This window comes from Actinosynnema sp. NPDC020468 (assembly GCF_040642015.1).
Lineage (GTDB): Bacteria > Actinomycetota > Actinomycetes > Mycobacteriales > Pseudonocardiaceae > Actinosynnema.
Map to the genome: position 1 here is coordinate 44325 of NZ_JBFAEO010000032.1, position 26283 is coordinate 70607.

The following is a 26283-nucleotide window of genomic DNA, read 5'->3' on the forward strand; positions in this document are numbered from 1 at the left end:
CGCTTCGGCCGCCGACCTCGCGGACGCGGTGGCCACGATGGCGCGCGACGCAGCGACGACACCGCCTGGTCCATCGTGACGTGCAGGGTGCGTCGCGGGTCGGCCGACCGGAACGCCGCCCACACCGCCCAGCAGGAGCGCCACCGCGATCCCGACGATCGTCCACACCGTGCTCGAGGTGTACCCAGCCAAGCGCACACCCGCGGTGGGGCGATCACCCGTCGTGCCCGACCGGACGACCCACCGGGTTCGCCCGAACACCTCGCCACAGCCGACGATGTCGCCTGTCCCCGGCCGCAGAACCGTCCGACTGTTCAACAATCCAACGAAATACCGCCAGAACGAGCGACCGGCGAAGCAGGCCCGGGCACCCGGACCGCGGTCGCCGACGCGAGCGGCGTGTGGGATCAGGGGATTGTTGAACGAGAGAACGGCAGGGTGTGGTGGGATGGCGCCCGGTGATGTCGTCACGCGGCCGGGATTCGTTGCCCTTCGCCCTCCCGAGGGGCGAGGATGGCCGTCCGGTGGTCTAATCGCCGGGCCGTCGACCACACCGCATTGGAACTCGATGACGTCAAGTCTCCCCTGCCCCCTCTGCGAGGGGCCTGAGCGCCGCGGCACGCTGGAGCGGACGCTGCGGGTGCTCGCGGTCGACGACGAGGCGCCCGCGCTGGACGACCTGGTCTACCTCCTGCGCTCCGACCCCCGGGTCGCCCACGTCGAGGCCGTCACCGACGCGACCAAGGCGCTGCGCACGCTGCACCGGGCCATGGACGCCGGAAGGCCCGTGGACGCCGTCTTCCTCGACATCCGGATGCCCGGCCTCGACGGTCTCGACCTGGCCCGCGTGCTGTCCCGGTTCGCGCAACCGCCGCCCATCGTGTTCGTGACCGCCCACCAGGAGCCCGCGGTCGAGGCGTTCGAGCTCAAAGCCCTCGACTACCTGCTCAAGCCGGTCCGCCCGGAACGCCTCGCCGAGTCCGTGCACCGGATCGTGCACGAGGTGCTGGAGACCAAGTCGCCCGAACCGCCGCCCGCACAGCAGCCCGAGCCGGACGTCGGCGACGAGGTGATCCCGGTCGAACTCGGTGGTATCACGAGGTTCATCCGGTTGGCCGACATCCGCTACGTCGAGGCGCACGGCGACTACGCCCGCCTGCACACCGCGACCGGCAGCGGGTTGGTGCGCGCCGCGTTGAACGGGCTCGAGGAGCGCTGGCGGTCGGCCGGGTTCGTGCGGATCCACCGCAGCCACCTGGTGTCGCTGGGCCACATCGAAGAACTCCGCCTGGAGGACGGCCACCTCAGCGTCAACATCGGCGGCGCGGTGCTGCCGGTCAGCCGCCGGCACGCGCGGCACCTGCGGCAACTCCTGGTGCGCCGCAACCGGCAACCGTCATGACCCACCCGCGCAAGCCGCCGACCCAGCGCGTCGTCGTGACCAGTCCGCGCACCAGGGCGCCCCGCGCGCCACGCCCCTACCCGGCGTCCCGCGAGATCGACGAGCAGAGCGAACTGGGCGCGGTCTACATGCGGTCGCTCATCCGCACCCAGCGCCGCCTCGGCCTGCTGCTGTGCGCGGTGGTGTGCGGCAGCGTCGCCGCGCTGCCGCTGGTGTTCACGCTCGCGCCGGGCGTCGCGGCGCAGAAACTCCTGGGCCTGCAACTGCCCTGGCTGCTGCTGGGCGTCGTGGTGTTCCCGGTGCTGGTGGCCGCGGGCTGGTTCTACGTCCGCCAGGCCGAGCGCAGCGAGCAGGAGTTCGCGGACCTGGTGGAGCGTTCGTGAGCAGTGGCTACGGCGTGGTCGCGGTGATCGTGGTCGCGCTCGGCACGGTCCTCGTCGGCACCTACGGACTGCGCGTCTCCCGCACCACGTCGGACTTCTTCGTCGCCAGCCGCACCGTCTCGCCGTGGTGGAACGCCTCCGCGATCGGCGGCGAGTACCTGTCGGCCGCGTCGTTCGTCGGCATCGCGGGCCTGATCTTCGCGCACGGACCGGACATGCTGTGGTTCCCGGTCGGCTACACGGCGGGGTACCTGGTGCTGCTGGCCCTGGTCGCGGCGCCGTTGCGGCGCAGTGGCGCGTACACGCTGCCGGACTTCGCCGAGGCCCGGTTCGCCTCGCCCGCGGTGCGCGCGGTCGCGAGCGTGCTGGCGCTGGGCATCGGCTGGCTGTACCTGTTGCCGCAACTGCAAGGCGCGGGTTTGACCCTGCACACGGTCACCGGCGCGCCGGACTGGGTGGGCGCGCTGGTGGTCGCGGTCGTGGTGACCTCGAACGTGATCTCCGGCGGCATGCGCAGCATCACGTTCGTGCAGGCGTTCCAGTACTGGCTCAAGCTGACCGCGATCGCGGTGCCCGTGGTGTTCCTGGTGGTGGCGTGGCAGTCCCACGGCGCGCGCGAGCTGAACGGCCCGGCCGCGCCGCAGTTCCCGCAGCAGACCACGGTGACCTTCGACAGCGACACCGCGTTCCGGGTCGGGACGCCGACGGGGTACGCGGGCGCGGGCGTCGTGGACGGCACCCGGATCGACGGCACGGCCGAGCTGGCGCCGGGTGAGCACACCGCGGCGGCCGGGTCGCGGCTGACCTTCCCGGCCGGCGCGTCGGTGCCGCACGAGATCTCGATCCCCAGCAGCACCAACGACATCTGGGCGCTGCCCATGCGCGGCGGCGAGCGGTTCCCGCTGTACGCGGTGTACTCGCTGATCATCGCCACGTTCCTGGGCACCATGGGCCTGCCGCACGTGATCGTCCGCTTCTACACCAACCCGAACGGCCGCGCCGCGCGCCGCACCACGCTGATCGTGCTGGCCATGCTGGGCGTGTTCTACCTGATGCCGCCGATCTACGGCGCGCTCGGCAGGCTCTACACCCCCGAGCTGCTGATGACCGGCGACACCGACGCGGTGGTCCTGGTGCTGCCCAGCCGGATGGTCGACGGTCTGGGCGGGCAGCTGCTGGGCGCGCTGGTGGCCGGTGGCGCGTTCGCCGCGTTCCTGTCCACCTCGTCGGGTCTGATGGTGTCGCTGGCCGGGGTGCTGAGCCGGGACGTGCTGAAACTGCGCGGGGTGCGGGGTTTCCGGATCTCCACGCTGCTCGCGATCCTGGTGCCGCTCGGCATGTCGCTGCTGGTGGGCAAGGTTCCGGTGGCGGACATGGTGGGCCTGGCGTTCGCGGTGGCCGCGTCGTCGCTGTGCCCGTTGCTGGTGCTGGGCATCTGGAGCACGCGGGTGACCACGGTCGGCGCGGTGGCCGGGATGCTCGCGGGCGGGGTGCCGGCGCTGGTCGCCGGGCTGGTCACGATCAGCGCGGGCGGCGGGAACGCCTGGTACCACGTGTTCCTGACCCGGCCGGCCGCCTGGACGGTGCCGCTGGGTTTCGTCGTGATGTACGTGGTGTCGCTGCTGACACCGCGCAAGGTGCCACCGGGGGTGAACCACGTGATGGTGCGGCTGCACGCGCCGGAGAACCTGGGACTGCGCAGTCAGGACCGGGGGTGACGGCCGTGCTCACGGCGGGCGCGATCCTGGTGGTGGGCCTCGCGGTGGTGATCACCCTGTGGCTGACCTCCCGCGACCGCAACGACTTCCTGACCGAGGCGCAGCGGATCACCTTCGAGACGCTGCACACGGCGTGGTCCGCGGCGCCACCGCTGCGCGCCGGCCTGGTGCCGGAGGCGGCCAAGAAGTCCGCGAAGCACCTGCGCACGCTGCTCGGCACGCCCGCGCTGGCGCTGACCGACGAGACCGAGGTCGTGGCGTGGGAGGGGCTCGGCGAGCACCACTCGGCCGACGCGATGGAACTGGCCCGCGACGTGTTCGCGACCGGCCGGACCCGGGCGTTCGACATCGCGTGCGGACAACCGGACTGCCCGGTGCACACCGCCGTGCTCGCGCCGCTGACGGTGGAGGGCCGGGTGGTCGGCGTGCTGGCCGCGTACAGCCGGGAGGCGTCGGCGGGGTTGGTGCGCGCGACGAACGAGGTGTCGCGGTGGGCGTCGGGTCAGCTGGAGCTGGCCGAGCTCGACCGCTCGCGGACCCGGTTGGTGGAGGCCGAGGTCCGGGCGCTGCGGGCGCAGATCTCGCCGCACTTCATCTACAACTCGTTGTCCGCCATCGCCTCCTACGTGCGGACCAACCCGGAACGGGCGCGCACGCTGCTGCTCGACTTCGCCGACTTCACCCGCTATTCGTTCCGCCGCGCGGGCGATTTCACCACGCTGGCCGAGGAGTTGCGGTCGATCGACCAGTACCTGGCGCTGGAGCGGGCCCGGTTCGGCGAGCGGCTCCAGGTGACGTTGCAGATCGCGCCCGAGGTGCTGCCGGTGACGGTGCCGTTCCTGTGCCTGCAACCGCTGGTGGAGAACGCGGTCCGGCACGGCATGGAGGGCAAGGTCGGTCCGGGGAGGATCTCCATCCAGGCGGCGGACGCGGGCGAGGAGGCGCACATCACCATCGAGGACGACGGCATCGGGATGGACCCGGAGGCGTTGCGCCGCACGCTCGCGGGCCAGGTCGGCGAAACCGCGGGCATCGGCCTCGGCAACATCGACGAGCGGCTGCGCCGCTGCTACGGCGACGACTACGGGCTGGTGGTGGAAACCGCGCAGGGCCTCGGCACCAAGATCAGCGTGCGGGTGCCCAAGTACCAAGCGGGGGTGCACGCCTAACGCTTCGCGGTGCTGGGACGATAGGCCGTCGACGGGTGATCGGGGTGGGGAAGCTGGCCGAGTCGGTGCCGCGGACGGTGGTGTCGGTCGACTTGGCCGTGCCCGCGGGTGGTGCGGAGGAACTGCTGCCCGGGGTGGCGGCCCTGGTGGCGGGCGCGCTGACGGCCGCGGGCGTCGACCCGGGTTCGTTCGACGTGCAGGAGTCGGCGGGCGGCTGCACGGCGCTGGTCCGGCCCGAGGTGGCCGAGTCGGACGTGGCCGAGGCGGTGCTCGCCGGGTTGACCGAGGCGCTCGCCGCGCGGATCGCCGAGGACGCGGCGTGGCACGGCGCGCGGCTGCGGGCGGCGGTGCACAGCGGCAAGGTCTCCGCGCTGCCCGGCAGGTTCGGCGGACCGCTGCTGCGCGCGGTGGAGTCGTTGGTCTACTCGTCCGCGATGGAGGAGGCGCAGCACGGCGCCGGTCTCGCGGTGATCACCACCGGGTCGTTCTACGACCGCGTGCTGCGCGGAACCGCGCGTGCCAACGAGTTCCGGCCGGTGCGGGTGCACACCGAGGTGCTGGGCACGACCGCGCGGATCTGGACCCGGTCGGCCGCGTCCCGCTCGCCCGCGGGCGTGGAGCGCACCGATTTCGCGGTGGTGCGGGTGGACGCGGACGCCGCGTGGGCGCAGTGGATCGCGTTCCAGTTGGAGGGCGCGGGTTTCTCCACCGAGATCGACGCGCACGCGCTGGAGCCGGGCCGGGCCGCGGGGGCCGGGTTGACCGCGGCGGCGGACCGGGCGGAGCGGGTGATCCTGGTGGTGTCGCCCGCGCTGAACCGGCGCGTCGGGTCGGCGCTGCCGGCGTCGCGCCAGGTGTCGGGCGTGCGGGTGACGCCCGCGGACGGCGCGGCCGAGGTGCTGCCGGAGGTGCTGGACCTGAGCGGGATGGGCGCGACGGACGCGCGTGCCGCGCTGCTGCGCGAGTACGGCGGCGAGCGCAGGCAGCCGGCGTTCCCCGGTTCCGGGGTGCCGGAGCCGGTGGTCGAGCCGGCGGCGGTGGAGGAGGCGCCGCGGCAGGTGGGCGCGGTCGTCGTGCACGCGGTGGAGGACGCCGACTTCGCCGACGACCTCGAGGACTCGCTGCTGACGCTCGAGACCGAGGGTCTGCTGTCGTGGGTGGACGTGCGGCCGGTCCACGCGCGGGCCGTCGCCGAGGGCGAGGTGGACGGGCTGGTCCGGGACGCGGACGTGGTGCTGCTCGTGGTCAGCCGCGACCTCCAAAGCACCCGGTACGGCTCGGGCGAGGAGATGCGGCTGGTGCTGCGCCGGGACAGCGGCAAGCTCGTGGTGCCGGTGGTGTACCGGGCGACGCCGTGGGAGCGGCAGCCGTTCGGGCACCTGTCCGCGCTGCCCACCGGCGCGCGGCCGGTCGTGGACTGGCGCAGTCGCGACGAGGCGATGGTGAGCGTGGTCGACGGCGTGCGGCTGGCCGTGCGGCAGCACCTGGGCCGGGACCGCCCGGAACCCGCGGCCCGACCTGTCGAGCCCGCGCCGCGCATCAGGGCGCTGGACGAGGTGTTCCCGCTGGCGGGGGTGCCGACGGTGACGTTCGTGGAGCCGGACTGGTTCACCGAGTTGCGGATGGCGTTGCGGCAGCCCGGGTTGGCCGTCGTGGTGGAGGGTCCGGCGGGCATCGGCAAGTCGACCGTGCTGCACAACGCGGTCGAGCGCGACCGGGAGCTGCTCGGCGAGGCGGTCGTGCTGCGGGCGTCGTCGCACGCGGACCTGGCGCGGATCAGGCGGTTGCCGCGCGAGCACTCGGGTCTGGTCGTGGTGGACGACTTCCAGCGGCTGCCGGGCGAGGTGCAGGACGAGCTGGCGGACTACCTGAAGCTGTTGGCGGACACCGGTTCCCGCACCGACCGGTTGGTGCTGGCCGGGTTGACCGGCACCGCGACGCGGCTCGTCGGCGACGGCGTCGACCTCGCCGCGCGGGTGCGGGTGTTCCGGGTCGGGCAGGTGTCCGAGGAGTTGGTGCGGCAGCTGGTGGACAAGGGCGAGCAGGCGCTGAACATCGCGTTCGCGGACAAGGCGGGCATCGTGCGCGCGGCGGGCGGGAGCCTGCTGACCACCCAGATGCTCTGCTGGCAGCTGGTGGTCGACGCCCGCATCACCGAGACCGCGCCCACCCGCACCGACGTGCCGGCCGACCTGGGCGTGACGCTGCCGCGCGTGGCGGCCCAGCTCGCGACCCGGTACGAGGGCGCGGTGGCCGCGTTCGGCGCGCTGGACCCGCCGACCGAGTCCCGCTGCCTGGAGTTGTTGCTGGAGCTGGGGAACTCGCCCACCGGCGACCTCCGCCTGACCGCGCCGTTCCCGCACGCGCTGCCGGACGTCGTGTCCCGCCACCTCTTCCACGACCGGCGCGGCGGGCGGCTGGTGGTGGACGACCCGCAGTTCCTGTTCTACCTGCGGCAGTCCTCGCGCGAGGACCTGGTGGGTCTGACCGGTCGGCAACCCGCCGTGCCGCGCGACCAGGTGTTCCTCTGCCACAGCCCGCAGGACGTGGAGTGGTTGCAGCGCCTGGAGGTCCACCTGCGGCCGTTGGAGCGCAAGGCACAGCTGAACATCTGGTCGGACCAGCGGATTCCCCTGGGAACCAGCCGGAAGGAGGCCGTCAACGACGCCCTGAACCGCGCGAAGGTGGCCCTGGTGCTGGTGTCGGCGTACTCGCTCGGCTCGGACCTGATCGTGGAGGAACAACTACCCCGCCTGCTGGAGGCCGCAGGCCGAGGCGGCTGCCTGATCGTGCCGGTCCTGGTCGGACCGAGCCAGTTCCTGTCGTCGGAACTGGCGATCTACGACTGGCGACCGCGCGGGGACCGCACGTTGAGCGAGATGTCCCCGCCGGAACAGGAACGCCAACTGGCGGACCTGGTAACCCTGCTGACCCACACGATCGAACGCGGCTAACCGGGAAGCAACGCCCGCGAAACGTCCAGGAACTCCCGCACCACAGGCACTCCCCCGTGCCCCCGCATCCGCTCCCGCAGATCCTCCACCGCGCCAACCGACCGCGACGACTTCACCGCCACCGCCAACCGCACCGCCGCCCTGCCGGCCGACGCGGCAGCCTCCAGATCGTGGTCGTCCAGGTGCGCCCGCGACAACGCCGCCTGCGCCAAACACCCCCGCCGAGCCCGATTCCCCCGCTTGGCGTCCACAATGGACAACTCCGCGAAACGCGCGGCCTCACCGGACCGCCCCAGGTCGCGAAACACGTGCGCGTACTCCCCGTTCAGATAAGCACGATCGATGAACCGCGCCCACTCCGGCTCGTCCTCGACCCGAAACCCCTCGAACGCCTTCTCCGACAGACGAACACCCCGCCCCGCCGCCTTCCCCTCCCCCATCGCCGCCTCCGCCCGAGCCTCCAAGGCCCACAACCGCGCAAGACAGCCCTCCGACCGCCCTCGCGCCAACCCCGCCCGTCCCGCCTTCGCCAACTGCACACCGTGATCCGGATGCCCGGTCGACGTCGCCTGATCGGACAACCCCGCCAACACGTGCGCCCCCAACTCCGGACTCCCGGCCGCCTGCGCCAACCGCAACGACTGGACCAGGTACCGCTGGGTCAACGACTGCTCCCCGTTGTCGAACGCCATCCACCCCAACAGGTACAACTGCTCCGCCGCCGCCTCGTACAACGCCCGACCATCCCGCGTCGCCGGATCGTTGCTCCGCAACAACGGAACCACGTGCGACGTCAGATAAGCCGACAACTGCGCCCGAGCGTGACCACCGCCGAGCATCACGTCCAACTCCTGGAACACCCCGAAGGCCCGACGAACGGCGGCAACCTGCTCACCGCCGACCTTCCCCCGCACCGGACCAACCTCGTCCAACGTCGCCAACAACCAGTCCCGACTCGGCCCGACCGACGCCGCGACACCGAACACCGCACCGGTCAGGAAGGTCCTTCGCTCCACGTCGTACCTCCCGAGGTCGGCAACCACCTCCACCGTAGCCGGTAGTGACGGCTGGTACCCGAGGCCCAAACTCCGGAGTGACATTTCCTGCGGTGTAAGGGAATCCGGCACCTCAGCACCGGCCGGGAGGCCGTTGAACCAGCGCAGGTGGCGCGGTACCCGAAGCGCGTCGCACCACCGTTCCAAGCGCTCCAGATCGGTCACCCGCCGACGGGACCGCTCGATCACGCTGACGCTCCCCTGAGTCAGGTCGAGCCACCCTGCCAGGGTCGACTGAGGCAGGGTCGGCCCCTGCTCCTGCCGGTAGACGCGGAACACGTGGCCGATGTGGCGGGATTCGTGTGGCCGCGTGCCGAGGCCGTGTGGTCGCACGACGACGAAGGGCTGGGAATTCGGTGGTGGGTGGGACTCACCGAAAGCGCCCGGAACGTGGTCGCCGGCTCGCGGCACCACAACCTCGGATAATCAAGAACTCACGCCGTCAACGCGGTTTCGCCCGCCGCCGTCAGCCGAGCCGGGACCCAGTGGCCCGCGGGAGCGCGGGATTCCGGTTCGATCAGGCCCGCGTTGACCACGGACCAGGCCGCCGCGTAGTCGCAGAACGGGAGCGAGTCGACTCTCAGGTCGGGTTCGCGGCGGCCGCAGGTGAGTTCCACGCGGTGGGCGGCGGTGGCGCGGAGCAGGGCCACCTCGCGGCCGGTGAGCGGTGCGCTGGGATCGGACATGGTCGGCACCTCCTACCACAACGAACGGCCGGCACCCCCGTCCCGGTTCACCTGCCACCCGGTCGGGGAATGCCGGCCGCCCGGAAAACCCGTCAGACCGCCGCCCGTGCCCCGCGGCGCTCCGCGGCCTCCAGCACCAGCCGCAGCCACTCGGTCTCCTCCGCGGGACCCTCCGCCACCACCCGGCGCAGCCGCGGCCACAGGCCCGCGTCGGTCCACTCCTGGAAGCGCCGGTGCACGGTCGGCACGGTCACCCCGAACGTCGCCGGCAGGTGCCGCCACGCGCACCCGCTCGTCAGCACGAACACGATCGCGGTGAAGATCGCCCGGTCCGACACGCGGCCACGGCCACCGCCCTGGCGGCGCACCTTCGCGGGTGGGATCTGGGGTTCCACGCGGGCCCACAGCGCCGACGGCACGAGCCGCGCGGCCAGCTGCTCGATCACGTCCGCGTGCGGCGCCCGGGGAGGCACCTCGGGTGCCCGGCGGACCCACGGCTCCTGCCGCTGCGCGTCACCCCGCTGGCGGGCGCGGAGCAACGTGGCCAGCGCGGCGTCGTCGATGCGACGCGGCGCGACCGCGGGGTGCACGTGCTGTTGAACCTGGCGGGCGATCTCGGCGCCCACCGTGCGGCCGAACGGCTGTGCGGTTCGTGCGTAGTCGGTCATCAGGTCCTCCGCCCAGGACAGGTCGTGATGACCATCACGCTAGGAACACGACCGCTCACTCCCAAGCACGTACCCGGCGAGCGGGTGGAGCCGTCGTCACGCGGCGCACCGCCGCACGACCAACGGCACCCCACCCGCGACGAGCGGGCGAACGGTCGTGGTCCCACTCGGCGGGACTGCGGATACCCTCGCAAGGGTGACCAGCACACCGCGCCTGCTCGCCACCAGCGACCTGCACGTGACCTACCAGCTCAACCGCGACTTCACCTCGGCCATCCGGCCGCACTCCCCCGACGACTGGCTGATCGTGGCCGGCGACGTGGCGGAGAAGGTCGAGGACATCGAGTGGGCGCTGTCCCAGCTGCGGGACCGGTTCCACACCGTCGTGTGGTCGCCGGGCAACCACGAGCTGTGGACCACCAAGGACGACCCGGTGCAGGCCCGCGGCGAGGTCCGCTACAAGCACCTGGTGGAGCTGTGCCGGTCGCTGGGCGTGCTGACCCCGGAGGACCCGTTCGCGGTGTTCGAGGGCGCCGGCGGCCCGGTGGCCGTCGCGCCGCTGTTCACGTTGTACGACTACACGTTCCGCCCGGCCGGCACGACCGACAAGGCGAGCGCGCTGGACGCCGCCCAGGAGGCGGGCGTCATCTGCACCGACGAGTACTTCCTGCACCCGGACCCCTACCCGTCGCGCGAGGCGTGGTGCGCGGCGCGGGTCGAGGAGACCGAGCGGCGCCTCGACCAGGTGGACCCGACCCTGCGCACGGTGCTGATCAACCACTGGCCGCTGGTGCGGGATCCCACGTTCATCCTGCGGTACCCCGAATTCGCGTTGTGGTGCGGCACCGAGAAGACCGCGGACTGGCACCTGCGCTACCGGGCGGCCGTCGCGGTCTACGGCCACCTGCACATCCCGCGCACCATCCGGAAGGACGGCGTGCGCTTCGACGAGGTGTCGCTGGGCTACCCGCGCGAGTGGCAGCCCCGCGGCTGGACCGGCGCGCCCCTGCTGGACGTGCTGCGCGAGGGGGACGCCCGGTGATCACCGACCTGCTGCCGCCGCCCGTCGCCGCGGTCGACGCGTTCGAGGACCCGGCCGACGCGGTGCTGTTCCCCGAGGAGCAGGAGCACATCGCCCGATCGGTGGAGAAGCGCCGGCTGGAGTTCACCACCGGTCGCCACTGCGCGCGCGCCGCGCTGGGCGGGCTGGGCATCGCGCCCGTGCCGATCCTGCCGGGCCCCAACCGGGAGCCGCTGTGGCCCGCCGGGGTGGTCGGCGCGATCACGCACTGCAAGGGCTACCGGGCGGCGGCCGTCGGCCGGGCGTCCGAGGTGTGGACGATCGGGCTCGACGCCGAGCCGAACGAGCCGACGCCCGGCGGCGTGCTGGAGGCCGTGGCGCTGCCGCCCGAGCTGGCCATGGTCGAGCGGTTGCGGGCGGCGGGCGACAAGGTGGCCTGGGACCGGCTCCTGTTCAGCGCCAAGGAGACCGTCTACAAGGCGTGGTTCCCACTGGCGCGCGCGTGGCTGGGGTTCGAGGATGCGGAGGTGACCGTCAACCCCGACGACGGCACGTTCGCCGCGCGGATCCTGATCGACCCCCCGGTGGTGGACGGCGTCATGCTGGACGGGTTCACCGGTCGCTGGCTCGTGCGGGAGGGGTTTGTGGTCACCGCGATCGCGGTACCCGCGCCCTGATCATCCGGTCTGGGAGGGCGCAAGTGGGCGACGAGGTCGCACGGCACGAGTTCACCCGCGAGGACCGCACGCGGTACCGCACCAAGGTGCGGCGGTGCCTCGACGTGTTCGCGCGGATGCTGCGCGAGTCGCGGTTCGACTTCCAGCGCCCGATGGCGGGCCTGGAGATCGAGCTGAACCTGGTGGACGAGGCGGGTGACCCCGCCATGCGCAACACCCAGGCGCTGGAGGCGATCGCCGACCCGGACTTCGTCACCGAGCTCGGCCAGTGGAACCTGGAGATCAACGTCGCGCCGCGCGAACTGGGCGACGACGCGATGCCCGGTTTCGAGGAGACCGTGCGCGCGTCGCTGAACGAGGCCGAGCACAAGGCCCGGGACGCGGGCTCGCACATGGTGATGATCGGCATCCTGCCGACGTTGCAGGCCAAGCACCTCGCGGTGGACGCGCTGTCGGTCAACCCGCGCTACGAGCTGCTCAACGAGCAGGTGCTGGCCGCGCGCGGCGAGGACCTGGCGATCTCGATCGACGGCGTGGAGCGGTTGCAGCTGACCGCGGACTCGATCGTGCCCGAGGCCGCGTGCACGTCCACCCAGTTCCACCTCCAGGTGCCGCCGGAGGCGTTCGCGTCGTACTGGAACGCGGCGCAGGCCATCGCGGGCGTGCAGGTGGCGGTGGGCGCGAACTCGCCGTTCCTGCTGGGCAAGGAGCTGTGGCGGGAAACCCGGATCGCGCTGTTCCAGCAGGCGACCGACACCCGGTCGGACGAGCTGAAGGAGCAGGGCGTCCGGCCGCGGGTGTGGTTCGGCGAGCGGTGGATCACGTCGATCTTCGACCTGTTCGAGGAGAACGTCCGGTACTTCCCGGCGCTGCTGCCGATCTGCGACGCCGAGGACCCGCTCGCGGTGCTGGAGCGCGGCGACACCCCGTCGCTCGCGGAGTTGCGGCTGCACAACGGCACCGTCTACCGCTGGAACCGCCCGGTGTACGACGTGGTGGGCGACCGGCCGCACCTGCGGGTGGAGAACCGGACGCTGCCCGCCGGCCCGACGGTGGTCGACACGCTGGCCAACGGGGCGTTCTACTACGGCCTGGTGCGGATGCTGGCCGAGGAGGAACGTCCACTGTGGTCGCAGATGTCGTTCAGCGCGGCCGAGGAGAACTTCCTGGCGGGCGCCCGGAACGGCATCGACGCGCAGGTGTACTGGCCGGGCCTGGGCACGGTGCCGGCCGCGGAACTGGTGCTGCGCAGGCTGTTGCCGTTGGCGCACGAGGGTTTGGTGCGGTTGAACGTGGACCCGGTCGAGCGGGACCGGCTGTTGGGCGTGGTCGAGCAGCGCTGCCTCACCGGGGTGAACGGCGCGACGTGGCAGGCCAGGGTGTTCCACCAGCACTACGACCACTCGTCGCTCGACCGGCCCGAGGCGTTGCGCCGGATGCTGCGCACCTACCGGGACCTGATGCACAGCAACGAACCCGTGCACACCTGGCCGGTCGGCTGACCGTCCACAGTGGACTCGGGGCGGGCATCGCGGGCTAGGCGGGCACCCGCACCGGGCTGGCGTTCCACGCGGAGGCCAGCTCGGGGAGCAGGACCCGCCACGGGACCTCCTCCAGCGCCTCGCTGCGGGCGACCAGGACCAGCCGGGCCTCGGTGCCCGAGTCCAGCCACACCACCTGGAAAGCGCCGTTGCGGCGGGACGCGGCGGCCACCTCGTCGGCGGCGCGCCACTCGGAGTCGGGGGCGAGGTACACGTGGCGGACGCAGGACGCGGCCGAGGCCCCGTCCGCGCGCAGCACCTCGTGCCGTTCGAGCAGCGACCGGACCGCGGCGACGAGTCGCCGTTCCCCCAGATCCGAGCGCACCTGCACCGTCATCGACTCGTACACGCCCACCAGGGTAAACCGGCCGGTCCACCGGGTCGGGGACGGCGATTCGCGATCCCGATGGGCGGTACGCCCGGGTTCAGTAGTTGTCGCCGCCGAAGAACTGCTCCTCCAGCCGGTCCGCGGTGCCCGCGAGCAGCGTGAGCGGGTCGACGAACTCGTGGATGTCGAGGTCGGAGAGCGGCAGCGAGTGCCGCAGCACGACGTGGTCGCCCATGATCGCCGCGCCGCAGGCGATCGAGGAGACGCCCACCTCCACCAGCAGCGCGTGCAGGTCGACGTCGGCGGCGAGGCCGATCGGCGACGCGATCTGGACCCACTCGTGCACCTTGTCGAGCACCTCGCGGACCAGGACGATCACCTGAGTCCGCTCGTCGTCCTCGTCCAGGTGCTCGAAGTCGAAGAGGATCCGGATCTCGTCCTTCTCCTCGGCGATGACGTCGTAGGCGTCGCGGACATACGCGGCGAGGTCGCCCCAGGTAGCCATGCGGTCACCCTACGGGTGGCGCGTCGCGCGGTCATCACGACTGGGAGACTGGACACCCCGCCGTCCAGCCCAGGAGGACCTCCGTGGCCCGTTCCATCCCCGACCTGCTGCGCGAACGGGTGCGCGCCACCCCCGGCGCCGAGGCGCTGCGGCACCGCGTCGACGGCCGGTGGGAGTCGTTGACCTGGTCCGACGTCGGCGAGCGGGTCCGCGGGTTGGCGCTGGGGTACCGGGCGGCCGGTGTCCGCGACGGCGCGCGGGTCGCGCTGATCGCCGCGACGAGCGTGGACTGGATCCTGCACGACCTCGCCGTGCTGGCGGCGGGCGGCGTGACGACGACGGTGTACCCGAACAGCACGCCCGAGGAGTGCGCGCACGTGGTCCGCGACTCGGGCAGCGCGATCGTGGCGTGCGACCCGGACCTGGCGGACAAGGCGCCCGACGGGGTGCGGCTGGTGCGGTTCGGCGACGCGGACTTCCCCGTGCCGTCCGAGGACGCGGCCGAGTACGACGCGATGGTGGACGCGATCACGCCGGAGGACCTGGCGACGTTGATCTACACCTCGGGCACCACGGGCACGCCCAAGGGCGTGGAGCTGACCCACGACAACTGGCTGTACACGGCGGACGCGATCGCCGAGCTGGACCTGTTGCGGCAGAGCGACCTGCACTACCTGTGGCTGCCGATGTCGCACGCCTTCGGGAAGGTGCTCCAGGTGGCCATGGTCGGCATCGGCGTGCCGACGGCGGTGGACGGCGCGGTGGACCGGATCTCGGAGAACCTGCTGGAGCTGCGGCCGACGGTGGTCGCGGGCGCGCCGCGGATATTCGAGAAGATCCACCAGCGGGTGGTGGCGTCGGTGCGGTCGTCGGGCGGCGTGCGGGAGAAGCTGTTCGAGTGGGCGTTGCGGGTCGCGGAGCACCCTTCGTGGCGGGTGCGACGGGTGATCGCGGACCGACTGGTGTTCGCGAAGCTGCGCGACCGGGTCGGCGGCCGGATCCGCTACTTCGTGTCCGGCTCGGCGCCGCTGTCGGCGGACGTGGGCCGGTTCTTCGAGTCCGCCGGGTTGACCATCCTCGAGGGCTACGGGCTGACCGAGTCGTCGGCGGCGTCGTTCGTGAACCGGCCGGGCGCGCACGAGTTCGGCACCGTCGGCGAGCCGCTGCCGGGCACGTCGGTGCGGATCGCGGAGGACGGCGAGGTGCTGATCGGCGGTCGCGGCGTGATGCGCGGGTACCGCGGGCTGCCCGAGGAGACCGCGGCGACGTTGGACGACGGGTGGTTGCGCACCGGCGACATCGGCGAACTGGACGACGCGGGCCGGCTGCGGATCACCGACCGCAAGAAGGACCTGATCAAGACCTCGGGCGGCAAGTACGTGTCGCCGCAGGGCGTCGGCGCGCGGGTGAAGGCGGCGAGCCCGTACATCGGGCACGTGCTGGTGCACGGTGACCAGCGCCGGTACGTGGTCGCGCTGGTGACACCGGACCCGGACACCGCGTCGGCGGAGGTGGACCTGCGGGCCGAGGTGGAGCGGGCGGTCGCGGCGGCGAACGGGAAGTTGGCGCGGCACGAGCAGATCAAGCGGTTCGCGGTGCTGGACGGCGACTTCTCGGTGGAGGACGGCACGCTCACCGCGTCGATGAAGCCGAAGCGCAAGGAGATCGAGTCGCGCTACCGGGACGTGCTGGACGGTCTGTACCGGGACTGAGCGACGGCCCAGAGCCCGATCACCAGCACCGTGGCGACCTCGGTCACCACCAGCACGCGCTCGACATAGCCCAGCGGCACCACCCGCCACCACGCCGTGCCGACGACCGCGTTCACCAGCACCGCGTAGAGGATCGGGGTGAACGCGAGGGCCGACACCACCCCGAACCGCACCACCCACCGCGCGTGCCGGTCGCCGCGGGCCCAGGGCCTGGCGAGCAGCACCGCGGCGATCGGCAGGCTGACGAACGCCACCAGACTGGCCACCCGGTGCACCGTCCCGCTCGCCCCGGACCCCCCCACCGCCCAGTTGTGCTTGGGGAACACCACGACGAGCGCAAGCCCGACCGCCCAGGCCACCATCGCGACCGCACCGCCCGTGCCCGCCAACCGACGCCGGACCAGCACGGCGAGGATGGCGAGCGACCCGACCACGAGCAGCCCGACGCCGACGTCGAACACCCAGCGCTGGGGGCCGAGCGCGTACTCGCTGATGGTGCGCCGAAGCGTCGCCGGCGTGGTGAGGGCCCGGTAGAGGTCGAGCGACCCGATCATGGTCACCGTCCCGACGACCGCCAGGGTGCCGACGACGGCGAGCAGGCGTACTGGTGCACGGGCCGGCGCACGGGCGGCGAGGTCGGTGGTCACACCCGGCAAAACGGACGACCACCGACCCCGGTTCCGCCCTTCAGCATTCCGACAGCTCCAGCTCCGCCCACCGGACCACCCACCCGCCGAGGCAGCGACCCGCACAGCAGCCCGCGTGCCACGCCGAGGTGGAGGGGGCAGGCGGTGGCGGCGGGCGACGGAACGCAGGCGACGGGCAGCGGGCTGCGGGCTGCGGGCTGCGGGCTGCGGGCTGCGGGCTGCGGGCGGTTGTCGCACAGCAGGCGGTTGTCGCACAGCAGGCGGCGGACAGCGGGTGGTCGGGGGGACGCAGGTGGTCGAGGGACAGCGGGTGGTCGATGGGCCGCAGATGGTCGGGTGGCAGGCGGCGGGTGGCAGGCGGCGGGTGGCAGGCGGCGGGTGGTCGTCGCGCAGCCGCGCCGACCGATGGCGTCAGCCATGCCGAAGCGGCGGCGGGCGGCGGGCGGGGAAGCGCACCGACAGATGGGCGGCAGGGATGCCGAGGCGGCGGCAGGCGGTTGTGGCGGAGCGAGCGCTTGCGGCGAGGACGGCGGTCGCGGCGAAGCAGGCGCAATCGTGTGCGGGTCACGAATGCCGTGTCAATTGTTCAACAATCCACTGCTTCAACAATTGAACCGGCGGGGCGGGCGCGCGCACCGGGCGGGGCGGGGGTCACATGTTCAACAATCCGACGATTCAACGACCGGGCTGGCCAGACGCCTATGCCCCGGAGGGCGACTCGGCGATCCGAGCGGTCGAGCGGTCCGGGCGGCGCAGCGGTCCGGGCGGCGCAGCGGTCCGGGCGGCGCAGCGGTCCGGGCGGCGAGGTAGCTCGGGCGGCGAGGCAGCTCGGGCGGCGGGGTGGTCCGGGCGGCGGGGTGGTCCGGGCGGCGGGGTGGTCCGGGCCGCGCAGCTGTCGAGTCGGTGCAGCGGTTCCTGAAAGCGCGGTGGTCGAGCCGGCGCGGTGCTCATGGGCAGCGCGGTGGTCCCGGCCAGGCGCAGCGGTCCAGGCTGGAGCGGCAGTCCTGGGCAGCGCGGCGGTCCAGGCTAGGTGCAGCGGTCCTGGGGACGGCGTGGCGGTCGAGCCGGGGGCTGTCACTCTGGCGCGGTGCTCATGGCCGGCGCGGCGGTTCTCGCAAGCGCAGCGGCCTGGCAGGCGAGGTGGTCGAGTCGGCTCGGTGCTCCTGGCCGGCGCGATGGTCCCGGCTGGAGCAGCAGTCACGGATGGCTGAGCGGCCCGGCAGGCGCGGCGGTGGAGCCGGCGATGGTCCTGGCCGGCGCGGCGGCCCCAGGTAGAGCGACAGTCATGGCCGGCGCGGTGGTCCAGGCCGGAGCAGAGGTCATGACTGGAGCAGGAGTCATGGCCCGCTCGGTGGTCCTTGCCGGCTCGGTGGTCCTGGCCGGCGCAGCGGTCGTTGGCGGCACGGTGGTCCCGGGGCCGGGGCGGTGGTCCAGGCCGCCGCGGTGGTCGAGCTGGCCGGGCGGGTGGGCTCGAGTGGCGGTCAGGAAGGTCGGGCCGCCGGGGGGAGGTCGGACTCGGAGCCGTGGGGCCAGGTGAGGGGGTTGTCGCCGAGGGTGGCCAGTTGTTCCACCTGCTGCACGCACCACGGCGAGATCGGTCGCACGCCCGCCAGCACCGCCGCCGCGAAGTCCGCCCACACGACCCACTCCACCGAGTCCACCTCGGCCGGGTTCGGGGTCGGGTCGTGGGCGAGGACGCCGGTGAACACCGGGCACATCTCGTTCTCCACCACCCCGTTGTCCATCACCGCCCGGTACCGGAACGCCGGCAGGACCAGGGACAGCTCCACCCCGGCCACACCCAGCTCGTCCGCCAACCGGCGCGTCACCGCCGCCGCCGCGCTCTCGCCCGGCGACGGGTGACCGCAGCACGAGTTGGTCCACACCCCCGGCCAGGTCTTCTTGTGCAACGCCCGCCGGGTCAGCAGCAACCGCCCGGCCGGGTCGAACAGGTAACTGGAGAACGCCAGGTGCAGCGGGGTGTCCGCGTGGTGGACCGACGACTTGGCGGCGGTGCCGACGGCGACGCCGGATTCGTCCAGCAGCACGACTTCTTCCACGCGGCACACCCTGCCACACCCGGGATCAGCGCGCGGCGGCGAGCGCCCGGGGGTTGCGCACCAGCTTGCCGCTCGGCGTCCGGGGCAACGCGCGCAGCACGTGGAACCGGCGCGGGAGCTTGAAGTCCGCCAACCGCTCCGCGCACCACGCCCGCACCGCCTCGGCCGAGAGCTCGTCACCCGTCGTGCCCACGTACGCCTCGATCGCGCCGTCGTACACCGCGATCGCCTCGGTCACGTCGGGGTGCGCCCGCAACGCCGCCTCGACCTCGGTCAGGTCGACCTTGCTCCCGTACACGACCACGAGCGAATCGCTGCGCCCCAGCAGGACCAGGTTCCCGCGCGCGTCGAACTCGCCCCGGTCGCCGGTGCGGAACCACCCGTCGGCGTACCGGGTCCCGTCGTCGCCGGACAGGTACGGCGACTCGTCCAGCGCCACCTCCACCAGCCCGTCGCGCACCCGCAGCGTGGTGTCGCCCAGCACGGCGCCGACCGACGGCCGGGTGACCCCGGCGAAGTCCATGGTCAACGCGCCGGTCTCGGTGGTGCCGAAGCACTCCCCGACCCGGAACCCGTACGCGGCGGCGAAGCGGGCGGCCACCTCGGGCGGCATCAGCTCGCCGCCCGCGAACGCGCCGCGCACCGACCGCAGCGCCGACCGGTCCGGTTCCGCGCCCAGCACGTCGAAGTGCAGCGGCAACCCGGTGAGCACGTCCACCCGGTGCTCGGCCGCCGTCCGCAGCACCTCGCGCGCCGACCGGCCGCCCGCGAACACCAGGTGCACCCCGACCGCCAGCGCGTGCAGCAACCCGCCGACCAGCCCGAAGCTGTGCGCGGTCGAGTTGAGCAGCAGGTGCCGCTCGCCGTGCCGGGTCATGCCCTCGGCGGCGCCGAACCGGTGCACCTCGCGGATCAGCGACGCGGTGCTCCGGCCGATCACCTTGGGCGTGCCGGTGGACCCGGAGCTGAACTGGACGAGCCGGTGCCCCGAGGCCGCGGGCACCCCGTCCGGCAGCGCCGAGACGACCAGCTCGTACCGCTCGCGGAACACCGCCGGCGCGCCGTCGGTCGCCCGCACGGTGAACTGCGGCCGGCACAGCCCGCGCAGCACCTCCACCTCCACCGGCGTGAGCCGGTGGTCGATCGACACGACGCGCGCACCCAGCGTCCACAGCGCCAGCACGACTTCCAGCTGGGTGAAGCTGGGCGGCACCTGGACGGCCACGGTGCTGCCCTCGCCGACGCCCGAGGCCGCGAGCAGGCCGGCCTCGGCGGCGACGGCGGCGCGCAACCCGCCGTGCGTCACGGTGTCGCGGTGGCTGAACACCGGCACGTCGTCGCCGTGCCGGCTCAGCAGATCGGTGACGAACTCCCGCATCGGGTCAGGACTCCTTGCAGAACTCGCCGATGGGGATGCCCACGTGGCGCTGCTCCTTGGCGAGGTAGCCCAGCAGCTCGTCGCCCTGGCGCAGCTCGGTGACGTTGCGGACCTTGCCGCCCGGGCCGAGCACCCGCACGTGCCAGTCGTCCTGCACGGTCAGGCTCACCTCGACGCCCTCGGGCGAGTGCGCGGTGATGGTCAGGATGGGCCGCGACTCGAGCTTCGCCCGCCCGACGGTGAGCTTGCGGGTGCGCCCCTCGGAGTTCACCGCGAGCACCGGGCTGCCCGACCGCAGCTCGGACAGGTAGTTGGTCCGGTTGTCCGGCCCCAGCACGTAGGAGTGCAGCGCGCCCGCGTTGACCCGGAACGGCCGGGTCGGCATGTACGGCAGCGGGTGGGTTTCGCTGCAACACAGGATGAAGCCCGACGAGTAGGAGCCGACGAGGATCCCCTCGTCCTCCTCGAAGTGCGAGCACGTGTCGACGCACACCCGGTCGCCGAGCCCGTTGTGCGCGATGCCCTTGACCACCAACGTGGTCAGCTCCAGCGGCGGCGTCACCGCCTCCAGCAGCCGGGCCAGCCCGAACACCTCGGTCGCGTCGCGCGGCGCGAGCAGGATGCCGTCCGAGCCGTGCTCCAGCACGTCCAGGACGATCGCCGCCTCCTCCAGGTCCGCGACGACCGTGACGAGCTTGCCCGCCGCGCCGTCGGCCGCCGCGATCACGATCTCCAGCGGGATCTTGGTGGGATCGGTGAACCCGACGATCGTGTGCCCGAGCCGGGTCGCCGCGTCGCAGGCGAGCTTGAGCGACGGGTCGTCGGACACCTGCACGAAGGCGGCGTCGGCGGTGAGCCGGTCCAACTGGTCCCGGTCGCGCAGGGTCACCGCGACCAGGTGCGGGCTGTCGACCCGCTCGGGCGCGATCAGCACCCGGGTCAGCGTGGGCGGCAACGCGTCCAGCAGCGCCGGGTCGTCGGACACGATCCCGCCGAGGCGGGCGTGCACGGCGGCGTCGACGACGGCCTCGCGGTGCGCTTCGGGGGTGTTGCGCAGGTCGATCCAGGCGAACTTCACACGGCACCTGTCATGGTTGTGTAGTGGACGAGTTCCGCGGCGGCGCCCTCGTGGACGACCGACGCCAGTTCCGCCACCAGCGACATCGGTGATGGCGCGGTGAACACCCGGCGGCCGACGGCCAGACCCGCGCACCCGGCGGCCATGGCGGACCGCGCGGTGTCCACGAGACTGCCGCCACCCGCCGGGCCGCCGGCCGCGAGCACCGGTATCGGGCAGCTCGCGGTCACCTCGGCCATCCGCTCCGCGGGCAGCGCGAGGTTCGTCTTCACGATGTCCGCGCCGAGGTCGACGGCGATGTTGACCACGTGGGAGAGCAGGGTCGGGTCGTTCGGGTCCGCGATGCGCGGGCCGCGCGGGTAGATCATCGCGACCAGCGGGACGTTCCAGGCGTCGCACGCGTTCGCCACGACGCCGAAGTCGACCAGTTGCCGCTCCTCGGTGTCCGCGCCGATGTTGACGTGCACGCTCACCGCGTCCGCGCCGAGTCGCAGCGCCTCCTCCACCTCGCCGACGAGCACCTTCGCGTTCGCGTCGGACGCGTGCGCGGTGCCCGCGCTCAGGTGGACCACCAGCGCGCAGCCGCCGAGCACGGCCGGGTCGATGGTGCGCAATCGTCCTTTGTGGACGATGATCGCGTCGGCACCGCCGACGACGACCGAGTCGATCAGGTCGTGCCACCGGTCGCGCGGCACCACCGGCCCGTCGGAGACGCTGTGGTCGAGCGGGACGAACAGGTACCTGTCGTCGCGCGGACGGGAAAGGCGTCGCAGCCGCAACGCTTTCCTCATGTCGCTCACACCTTCCCTGGATCGGCGGACAGCCATGGAGCACCTTGGACGAACCCGCATCGCGGCGGGACTGGCACATGGCGATAACTCGTCAGTTATGCACCCTTCGGAGCAACGGTGTGCTACCTGGTGGGCACTCAGCGTCATGCCGTGGGACACCCGCGCGGTCGGTGCCCGCGGTCCTCCGTTTGCCCTAGGCTGCGGCGGTGCACATGGAGCTGAGACATCTCCACGTCGTGCTGACCGTGGCCGAAGCGGGGAGCATCAGCCGGGCGGCCACCTCGTTGAAGATCGCGCAGGCGGGCCTGACGGCGCAGCTCCGGCGCATCGAACGCGGCTTCGGCGGTCCGCTGTTCACCAGGCGGACGGACGGCGTGGAACTGACGGAACTGGGCAGGCACGTGGTGTCGCGCTCGCGGGACCTGGTCGAGCGGTTCGACGACCTGCTGCTGACGGCGCGCAAGCTCGCGGCGCAGAGCGGCGGCACCGGGATCCGGCTGGGCGGCGTCGCCGGCGCGCACGCGCCGCTGCTGGTCGGCGTCGTGCGGGACCTGCTGCCGAACCACCCGCAGACCACCCACGTGGAGCGCAACGCGGACGCGGTGCTCGAGCTGGTGCGGACCGGAAAGGTCGACGTGGCCCTGGTCACCGAGTTCCCCCAGAGTCCACTTCGGATTCCCGAAGAGGTGGACCGCAGGTCGCTGGTGACCGAGCCGATGCTCGTCGGCGTGCCCGTCGGGCACCGGCTGTCCGCACGCGCCGAGGTGCGGCTGTCCGACCTGGCCGACGAGGAGTGGGCCGTGCCGGACGAGAACCACGGCGGCGGCAGGCTGAACCTCCACCTCGCGTGCGAGGCCGCCGGTTTCACCCCGCGCTGCACGCACTTCGGCGTCGACCCGGCCTCGGCGGCCGAGCTGGTCCGCTCCGGCCACACGGTGGCGTGCTTCTTCCCCACCGGCCACGACCTGCCGGGCATCGTGCTGAAACCGATCGCCGGCAACCCCGTGCACCGCCGCGTCAGCCTGATCTGGCGGCGCCGCACCGAAACCGACGACTACGTCGACGACGTGCACGCCGCGCTGCTGCGCGCCTACCACGTCCGGGTGCGCGTCCGGCACCGCTCGGCGCTCACCGTCGCCGCGAGCTGACCGTCCACATCGGACGGCCGAGCGGGGCGCCGCGGTCGACGCCCCGCCGGAGGTCAGCAGCCGCAGGAGTAGTACGTGATGTCCCAGTGGTTCGACTCCAGGTAGTACACGTTGCCCGACGCGGCCTCCCACTTGTTGCCGCCGATGGACGAGTAGTGCCCCTTGACGTAGTTCGTCACGCACGTGGTCAGCGCGACGTCCACCTTGTACCCGTTCCAGTGGCTGTAGGTCCCGCTGGCGTGCCCGGTCTCGGTGCCGCCGGTGATCCGGATGGCGCACCCGCTGACGTTCTTGAACGTGATCACGCCCTGCACCGTGGCGAGGTTGATCTGGTCGAAGCTCGTGCAGGTGGAGTTGTTGCGGTTGCTGCAATTCCCGCTCGAGGACCACGTGATGCCGGCGGCGCCGAGCCGGGACGCGGCGTCGGACTGGCTGAGCTTGGTCACCGCCGCGGTGACGTCGGCGGACGCGGCGGGCGCGGCGAGGGCGAACCCGCCCAGCGCGAGGAGCAACGCGGCGAGGGTGCGGAACGGACGCATGTCCTTCTCCTTCCGTCGAGGCGGCGCGAACGCTAGCCGGCACCGGTGAACTCCCCTTGAACCCCGAGTTGAGTGGGAGTTTCACCAAGTGCGCCGACAACGCGAAAACGCTCGCACGCCACGACATGCGCAGGACCCGCCACGGGTGGCGGGTCCTACGGGTTTCCGCCGGCCGTCAGCGCGGCGCGACCTCCTCGGCCACCGGAGCGACGTCCTCCGCCACCGGCACGACCTCCTCGGCCGCCAGGACCGGCTCGATCGGGTCCGCGGCCACGGTGTCGCCCACGGGCGTCTTCGGCTGCGACGGCGCGACGCCGAAGTACCCGAACGCCGCCGAGATCACCGCGATCAGGGCCAGCAGCGGCCACACCGAGCGGCCGACGCCCAGGAACAGCAGGCCGCCCAGCACCGGGCCGACCGCCGAGCCGAGCCCGAACAGGAACTGGAAGCTGCCGATGTAGCGGCCCTTCAGGTGCGCCGGGCCCGCCATGCCGGGGTAGGCGAACACGACCGGGCCGCCGATGATCTCGCCGAGCGTCCAGGCCAGCGTGCCGAGGACGATCACCGCGGGACCCAGCGGCAGGCCGTAGAGCGTGTAGCCGACCGCCACCAGCAGGTAGGAGGTCAGCACCACCAGGCGCGGCTTCATGTGCTGCGTCTTCTTGGTCACCAGCAGCTCGAACAGGATCACCGCGCCGCCGTTGATCGCGACCGCGAGGGTGTACCAGAACACCGGCACGCCCGAGGCCTGCACGTCCAGCGGCAACGTCGACAGGTACTGCACGTAGACGATGGCGTTGAGGAACGTGCCCGTCAGGTACAGCAGGAAGCGCTTGTCCTTGACCAGGTCCGCGTACCGGCCGGTGGGCGCGGGCGCGCCGTCCGAGGCCGCCTCGACGCTCGCCCTGGCCTTCGCCTTGGACGGCAGCGCCACCAGCGCGAGCGCCGCGTAGGCCAGCGCCACGAACGCCTCGCCCCAGAACAACAGGTCGTAGCTGTTGCCACCCAGCTGGTAGAGCCCGAAGCCGATCAGCGGCGCGGCCGTGGTGCCCAGGTTCAACCCGAACCGGTACATGGCGAACGTCATGACCTGGCGGTCGTCGCCGGTCAGCTCGGACAGCAGGGTCGCCGACGCGGGCCGGTAGATCTGGCTCACCGCGCCGACCAGCGCCACCGCGACCACCAGGGCCGGGTAGCTCGGCAGGTACAGCAGCGAGCCGATCAGCACCGCGGAACCGGCCATGCTGAGCACGGTGGAGTTGCGCGCGCCCAGCCGGTCGGCGAGCGCGCCGCCGACCAGGACGCCGATCACGGCACCGATGCCGTACACACCGAGGGCGGTCGCCGCCTGGCCTGCGGAGTAGCCCTTCGCGGTGAGGAACAGCACCAGGAAGATGTTGAGGAAGCCGCCGATCTTGTTGATGAAGACGCCACCGAGGACGGCCTTCACCGCCAGTGGCGACTCGACGAAGGTGGTCCAGATGCCCGCGGACTTGTGGTCAGTTGTCATCGCTCTTCACTTCTCGGTGGGACGGTCTTCAGGCAGGCGTGACGACGAACGCGGCTTCGGCGGCGTCCAGGCGCTGGGCGACCTGGTCGCGGGACGAGCCGGTGGCGATGGCGAAGGCGATGCGCCCCCACACGGTTCCCCTGGGCGGCGGCGACACCACGGCGCCCGGCGCCGCGACGGCCACCGCGCGGTCGATCCCCTCGGGCAGCCTCGACTCCTCGAAGCCGAGCGAGCCGAGCGTGGTGTCCTCCTCCGCCACGTAGAAGAAGCGGATGCCGGCCACCTTGCGGTGCCGCGGCTCCAGGTCCGGCGTGCGACCGGTGGCCGCGGCGGCGGCGAACGCGCCGGGGTCGACGCCGGTGGCGAGCAGGCCCAGGTACGGGATCAGGTCGCCGCCCAGCCGGCCGTTGACCTCGATGACCTTCGGGCCGTCGGCGGTGAGCATGAACTCCGAGTGCGTGACGCCGTCGGTGAAGCCCAGCGCGTCGTGCGTGCGCTGGAGGACGTCGGCCAGCACGGGGTCGGTCAGCAGCGGGTCGTCGGCGTCCACGAAGTGGCCGATCTCCTCGGCGTACGGGTGGTAGCCGACGACCTTGCGGCCGACGAAGACCGGCGTGACGCGGCCGTCGCGGACCACCGAGTCGACGCTGATCTCCTCGCCGGACACGAACTCCTCGACCAGGATCGGCTGGTCGGTGTCGAACACCACCGGCTCGGGACCCTCGGCCTTCTCGGTGAACGCGAAGTTGGCCCGGATCCCGTCGGCGTCGAGCACCTTGATCACGCCGAGGCTGGCGCCCAGCCCGCGCGGCTTGAGGATGGCCGGGTAGCCGACCTTGTCCGCCGCCACCACGGCGTCGTCCGCGGTCTTCACCGGGATCGACCGGGGCTGCGGCACGTCCGCCGCGTCCAGCGTCGCGCGGGTCTGGCCCTTGTCCCGCAGGCGCCACACCACGGCGGGGTCGCCGTTGCGCACGCCCAGCGCCTGCGCCACGAACGACGCGGCGTGGATGCGCGCCTCGTCCCAGCACAGGACGCCCGCGAACTCGTGGTCGGCGGCGAGACCGCGGGCCGCCTCCGCCATCGCGGGACCGTCCATCGTGCTGGGCAGCACCGTCCACCCCGAGACGTACTCCTTCTCCCACTCCGGTTCGACGTGGGAGAACAGGTGCACGCGGTACTCGGCACTGATCGAGCGCAGCAGGTATTCGCGGTAGGTCCGCATGCCGGTGGCCACCAGCAGGAGCAGCGGACGGTCGTCTCGGGTTGCGGTCATGGTGCGGTGCCCTCTTTTCGTCGGGAGAGTTTGTAGC

Annotated in this window: 22 protein-coding genes and 1 pseudogene; 10 read left to right on the forward strand and 13 right to left on the reverse strand. The window is 72.4% G+C overall.

Annotation, left to right across the window (positions count from 1 at the left end):
- Nucleotides 1-568 precede the first annotated feature (568 nt).
- Genes AB0G50_RS22755 through AB0G50_RS22775 form a run of 5 tightly spaced genes read left to right on the forward strand, consistent with a single transcriptional unit; the run spans nucleotide 569 to nucleotide 7626 of the window.
- Entirely contained in the window at nucleotides 569-1402 is an 834-nt protein-coding gene (locus AB0G50_RS22755) for a LytTR family DNA-binding domain-containing protein (protein WP_360111885.1), read from the forward strand.
- Nucleotides 1399-1785 carry a DUF485 domain-containing protein gene (locus AB0G50_RS22760; RefSeq protein ID WP_360111887.1) on the forward strand — a complete coding sequence of 129 codons (387 nt, stop codon included), beginning with the start codon at nucleotides 1399-1401 and terminating at the stop codon, nucleotides 1783-1785. Before AB0G50_RS22755 ends, AB0G50_RS22760 begins: the two co-directional genes overlap by 4 nt.
- 29 nt (nucleotides 1786-1814) lie before the next feature.
- On the forward strand, nucleotides 1815-3503 hold the full coding sequence (locus AB0G50_RS22765; protein WP_360111962.1) for a cation acetate symporter: 1689 nt from the start codon (nucleotides 1815-1817) through the stop codon (nucleotides 3501-3503).
- On the forward strand, nucleotides 3500-4672 hold the full coding sequence (locus AB0G50_RS22770; protein WP_360111889.1) for a histidine kinase: 1173 nt from the start codon (nucleotides 3500-3502) through the stop codon (nucleotides 4670-4672). Before AB0G50_RS22765 ends, AB0G50_RS22770 begins: the two co-directional genes overlap by 4 nt.
- A 35-nt stretch (nucleotides 4673-4707) precedes the next feature.
- Nucleotides 4708-7626, forward strand: a complete 2919-nt coding sequence (locus AB0G50_RS22775) for a TIR domain-containing protein (protein ID WP_360111891.1) — start codon at nucleotides 4708-4710, stop codon at nucleotides 7624-7626.
- Here the strand turns inward: AB0G50_RS22775 and AB0G50_RS22780 are convergent.
- From AB0G50_RS22780 to AB0G50_RS22790, 3 genes and pseudogenes are all read right to left on the reverse strand, one after another.
- The gene (locus AB0G50_RS22780) at nucleotides 7623-8642 is read right to left on the reverse strand and encodes a hypothetical protein (RefSeq protein ID WP_360111893.1); all 1020 of its coding nucleotides are present in this window, start codon (nucleotides 8640-8642) and stop codon (nucleotides 7623-7625) included. The two genes, AB0G50_RS22775 and AB0G50_RS22780, sit on opposite strands and share 4 nt — an antisense overlap.
- Nucleotides 8643-9115: 473 nt before the next feature.
- Nucleotides 9116-9367 (reverse strand): hypothetical protein, encoded by a 252-nt coding sequence (locus tag AB0G50_RS22785; protein ID WP_360111895.1) that lies wholly within the window; start codon nucleotides 9365-9367, stop codon nucleotides 9116-9118.
- Between the two features lie 170 nt (nucleotides 9368-9537).
- Nucleotides 9538-9813: pseudogene (locus AB0G50_RS22790) on the reverse strand (transposase); the annotation flags it as partial.
- Nucleotides 9814-10231: 418 nt separating this feature from the next.
- Here AB0G50_RS22790 and AB0G50_RS22795 point away from each other — a divergent pair.
- The 3 genes from AB0G50_RS22795 to AB0G50_RS22805 are packed head-to-tail and all read left to right on the forward strand — an operon-like array spanning nucleotide 10232 to nucleotide 13235.
- A complete protein-coding gene (locus AB0G50_RS22795; protein ID WP_360111897.1) occupies nucleotides 10232-11077 on the forward strand; it encodes a metallophosphoesterase in 846 nt (281 codons plus the stop codon).
- Nucleotides 11074-11733: a 4'-phosphopantetheinyl transferase superfamily protein gene (locus tag AB0G50_RS22800; protein WP_360111899.1), complete on the forward strand. Its 660-nt coding sequence runs from the start codon at nucleotides 11074-11076 to the stop codon at nucleotides 11731-11733. Before AB0G50_RS22795 ends, AB0G50_RS22800 begins: the two co-directional genes overlap by 4 nt.
- 23 nt (nucleotides 11734-11756) lie before the next feature.
- Nucleotides 11757-13235: a glutamate--cysteine ligase gene (locus AB0G50_RS22805; protein ID WP_360111901.1), complete on the forward strand. Its 1479-nt coding sequence runs from the start codon at nucleotides 11757-11759 to the stop codon at nucleotides 13233-13235.
- 34 nt (nucleotides 13236-13269) lie between these two features.
- Here the strand turns inward: AB0G50_RS22805 and AB0G50_RS22810 are convergent, their stop codons facing one another.
- Both AB0G50_RS22810 and AB0G50_RS22815 read right to left on the reverse strand, forming a co-directional pair.
- Entirely contained in the window at nucleotides 13270-13623 is a 354-nt protein-coding gene (locus AB0G50_RS22810; protein ID WP_360111903.1) for a hypothetical protein, read from the reverse strand.
- Between the two features lie 76 nt (nucleotides 13624-13699).
- Nucleotides 13700-14107 carry a hypothetical protein gene (locus AB0G50_RS22815; protein WP_360111905.1) on the reverse strand — a complete coding sequence of 136 codons (408 nt, stop codon included), beginning with the start codon at nucleotides 14105-14107 and terminating at the stop codon, nucleotides 13700-13702.
- A gap of 83 nt (nucleotides 14108-14190) precedes the next feature.
- Here AB0G50_RS22815 and AB0G50_RS22820 point away from each other — a divergent pair, with 83 nt between their 5' ends.
- Entirely contained in the window at nucleotides 14191-15819 is a 1629-nt protein-coding gene (locus tag AB0G50_RS22820; protein WP_360111907.1) for a long-chain fatty acid--CoA ligase, read from the forward strand.
- Here the strand turns inward: AB0G50_RS22820 and AB0G50_RS22825 are convergent.
- The 5 genes from AB0G50_RS22825 to AB0G50_RS22845 form a co-directional block, all read right to left on the reverse strand.
- Entirely contained in the window at nucleotides 15783-16466 is a 684-nt protein-coding gene (locus AB0G50_RS22825; protein WP_360111909.1) for a DUF998 domain-containing protein, read from the reverse strand. The two genes, AB0G50_RS22820 and AB0G50_RS22825, sit on opposite strands and share 37 nt — an antisense overlap.
- Nucleotides 16467-17947: 1481 nt before the next feature.
- A complete protein-coding gene (idi, locus tag AB0G50_RS22830; RefSeq protein WP_360111911.1) occupies nucleotides 17948-18526 on the reverse strand; it encodes an isopentenyl-diphosphate Delta-isomerase in 579 nt (192 codons plus the stop codon).
- 25 nt (nucleotides 18527-18551) lie between these two features.
- Entirely contained in the window at nucleotides 18552-19904 is a 1353-nt protein-coding gene (locus tag AB0G50_RS22835) for a class I adenylate-forming enzyme family protein (protein WP_360111913.1), read from the reverse strand.
- A 4-nt stretch (nucleotides 19905-19908) separates the two neighbouring features.
- Entirely contained in the window at nucleotides 19909-20982 is a 1074-nt protein-coding gene (locus AB0G50_RS22840; protein ID WP_360111915.1) for a 3-dehydroquinate synthase II, read from the reverse strand.
- Nucleotides 20979-21773: a 2-amino-3,7-dideoxy-D-threo-hept-6-ulosonate synthase gene (locus AB0G50_RS22845; protein WP_360111917.1), complete on the reverse strand. Its 795-nt coding sequence runs from the start codon at nucleotides 21771-21773 to the stop codon at nucleotides 20979-20981. The genes AB0G50_RS22840 and AB0G50_RS22845 overlap by 4 nt, the downstream gene beginning before the upstream one ends.
- A 212-nt stretch (nucleotides 21774-21985) precedes the next feature.
- Here AB0G50_RS22845 and AB0G50_RS22850 point away from each other — a divergent pair, with 212 nt between their 5' ends.
- Nucleotides 21986-22921 (forward strand): LysR family transcriptional regulator, encoded by a 936-nt coding sequence (locus tag AB0G50_RS22850; RefSeq protein ID WP_360111919.1) that lies wholly within the window; start codon nucleotides 21986-21988, stop codon nucleotides 22919-22921.
- A gap of 53 nt (nucleotides 22922-22974) precedes the next feature.
- Here the strand turns inward: AB0G50_RS22850 and AB0G50_RS22855 are convergent, their stop codons facing one another.
- From AB0G50_RS22855 to AB0G50_RS22865, 3 genes are all read right to left on the reverse strand, one after another.
- Nucleotides 22975-23460, reverse strand: coding sequence for a hypothetical protein (locus AB0G50_RS22855; RefSeq protein ID WP_360111921.1), 486 nt, complete (start codon nucleotides 23458-23460; stop codon nucleotides 22975-22977).
- 175 nt (nucleotides 23461-23635) lie between these two features.
- Complete coding sequence (locus AB0G50_RS22860) at nucleotides 23636-24970, reverse strand: MFS transporter (protein ID WP_360111922.1); 1335 nt, start codon at nucleotides 24968-24970, stop codon at nucleotides 23636-23638.
- A gap of 28 nt (nucleotides 24971-24998) precedes the next feature.
- Entirely contained in the window at nucleotides 24999-26246 is a 1248-nt protein-coding gene (locus AB0G50_RS22865) for an ATP-grasp domain-containing protein (RefSeq protein WP_360111924.1), read from the reverse strand.
- Nucleotides 26247-26283: the final 37 nt, after the last annotated feature.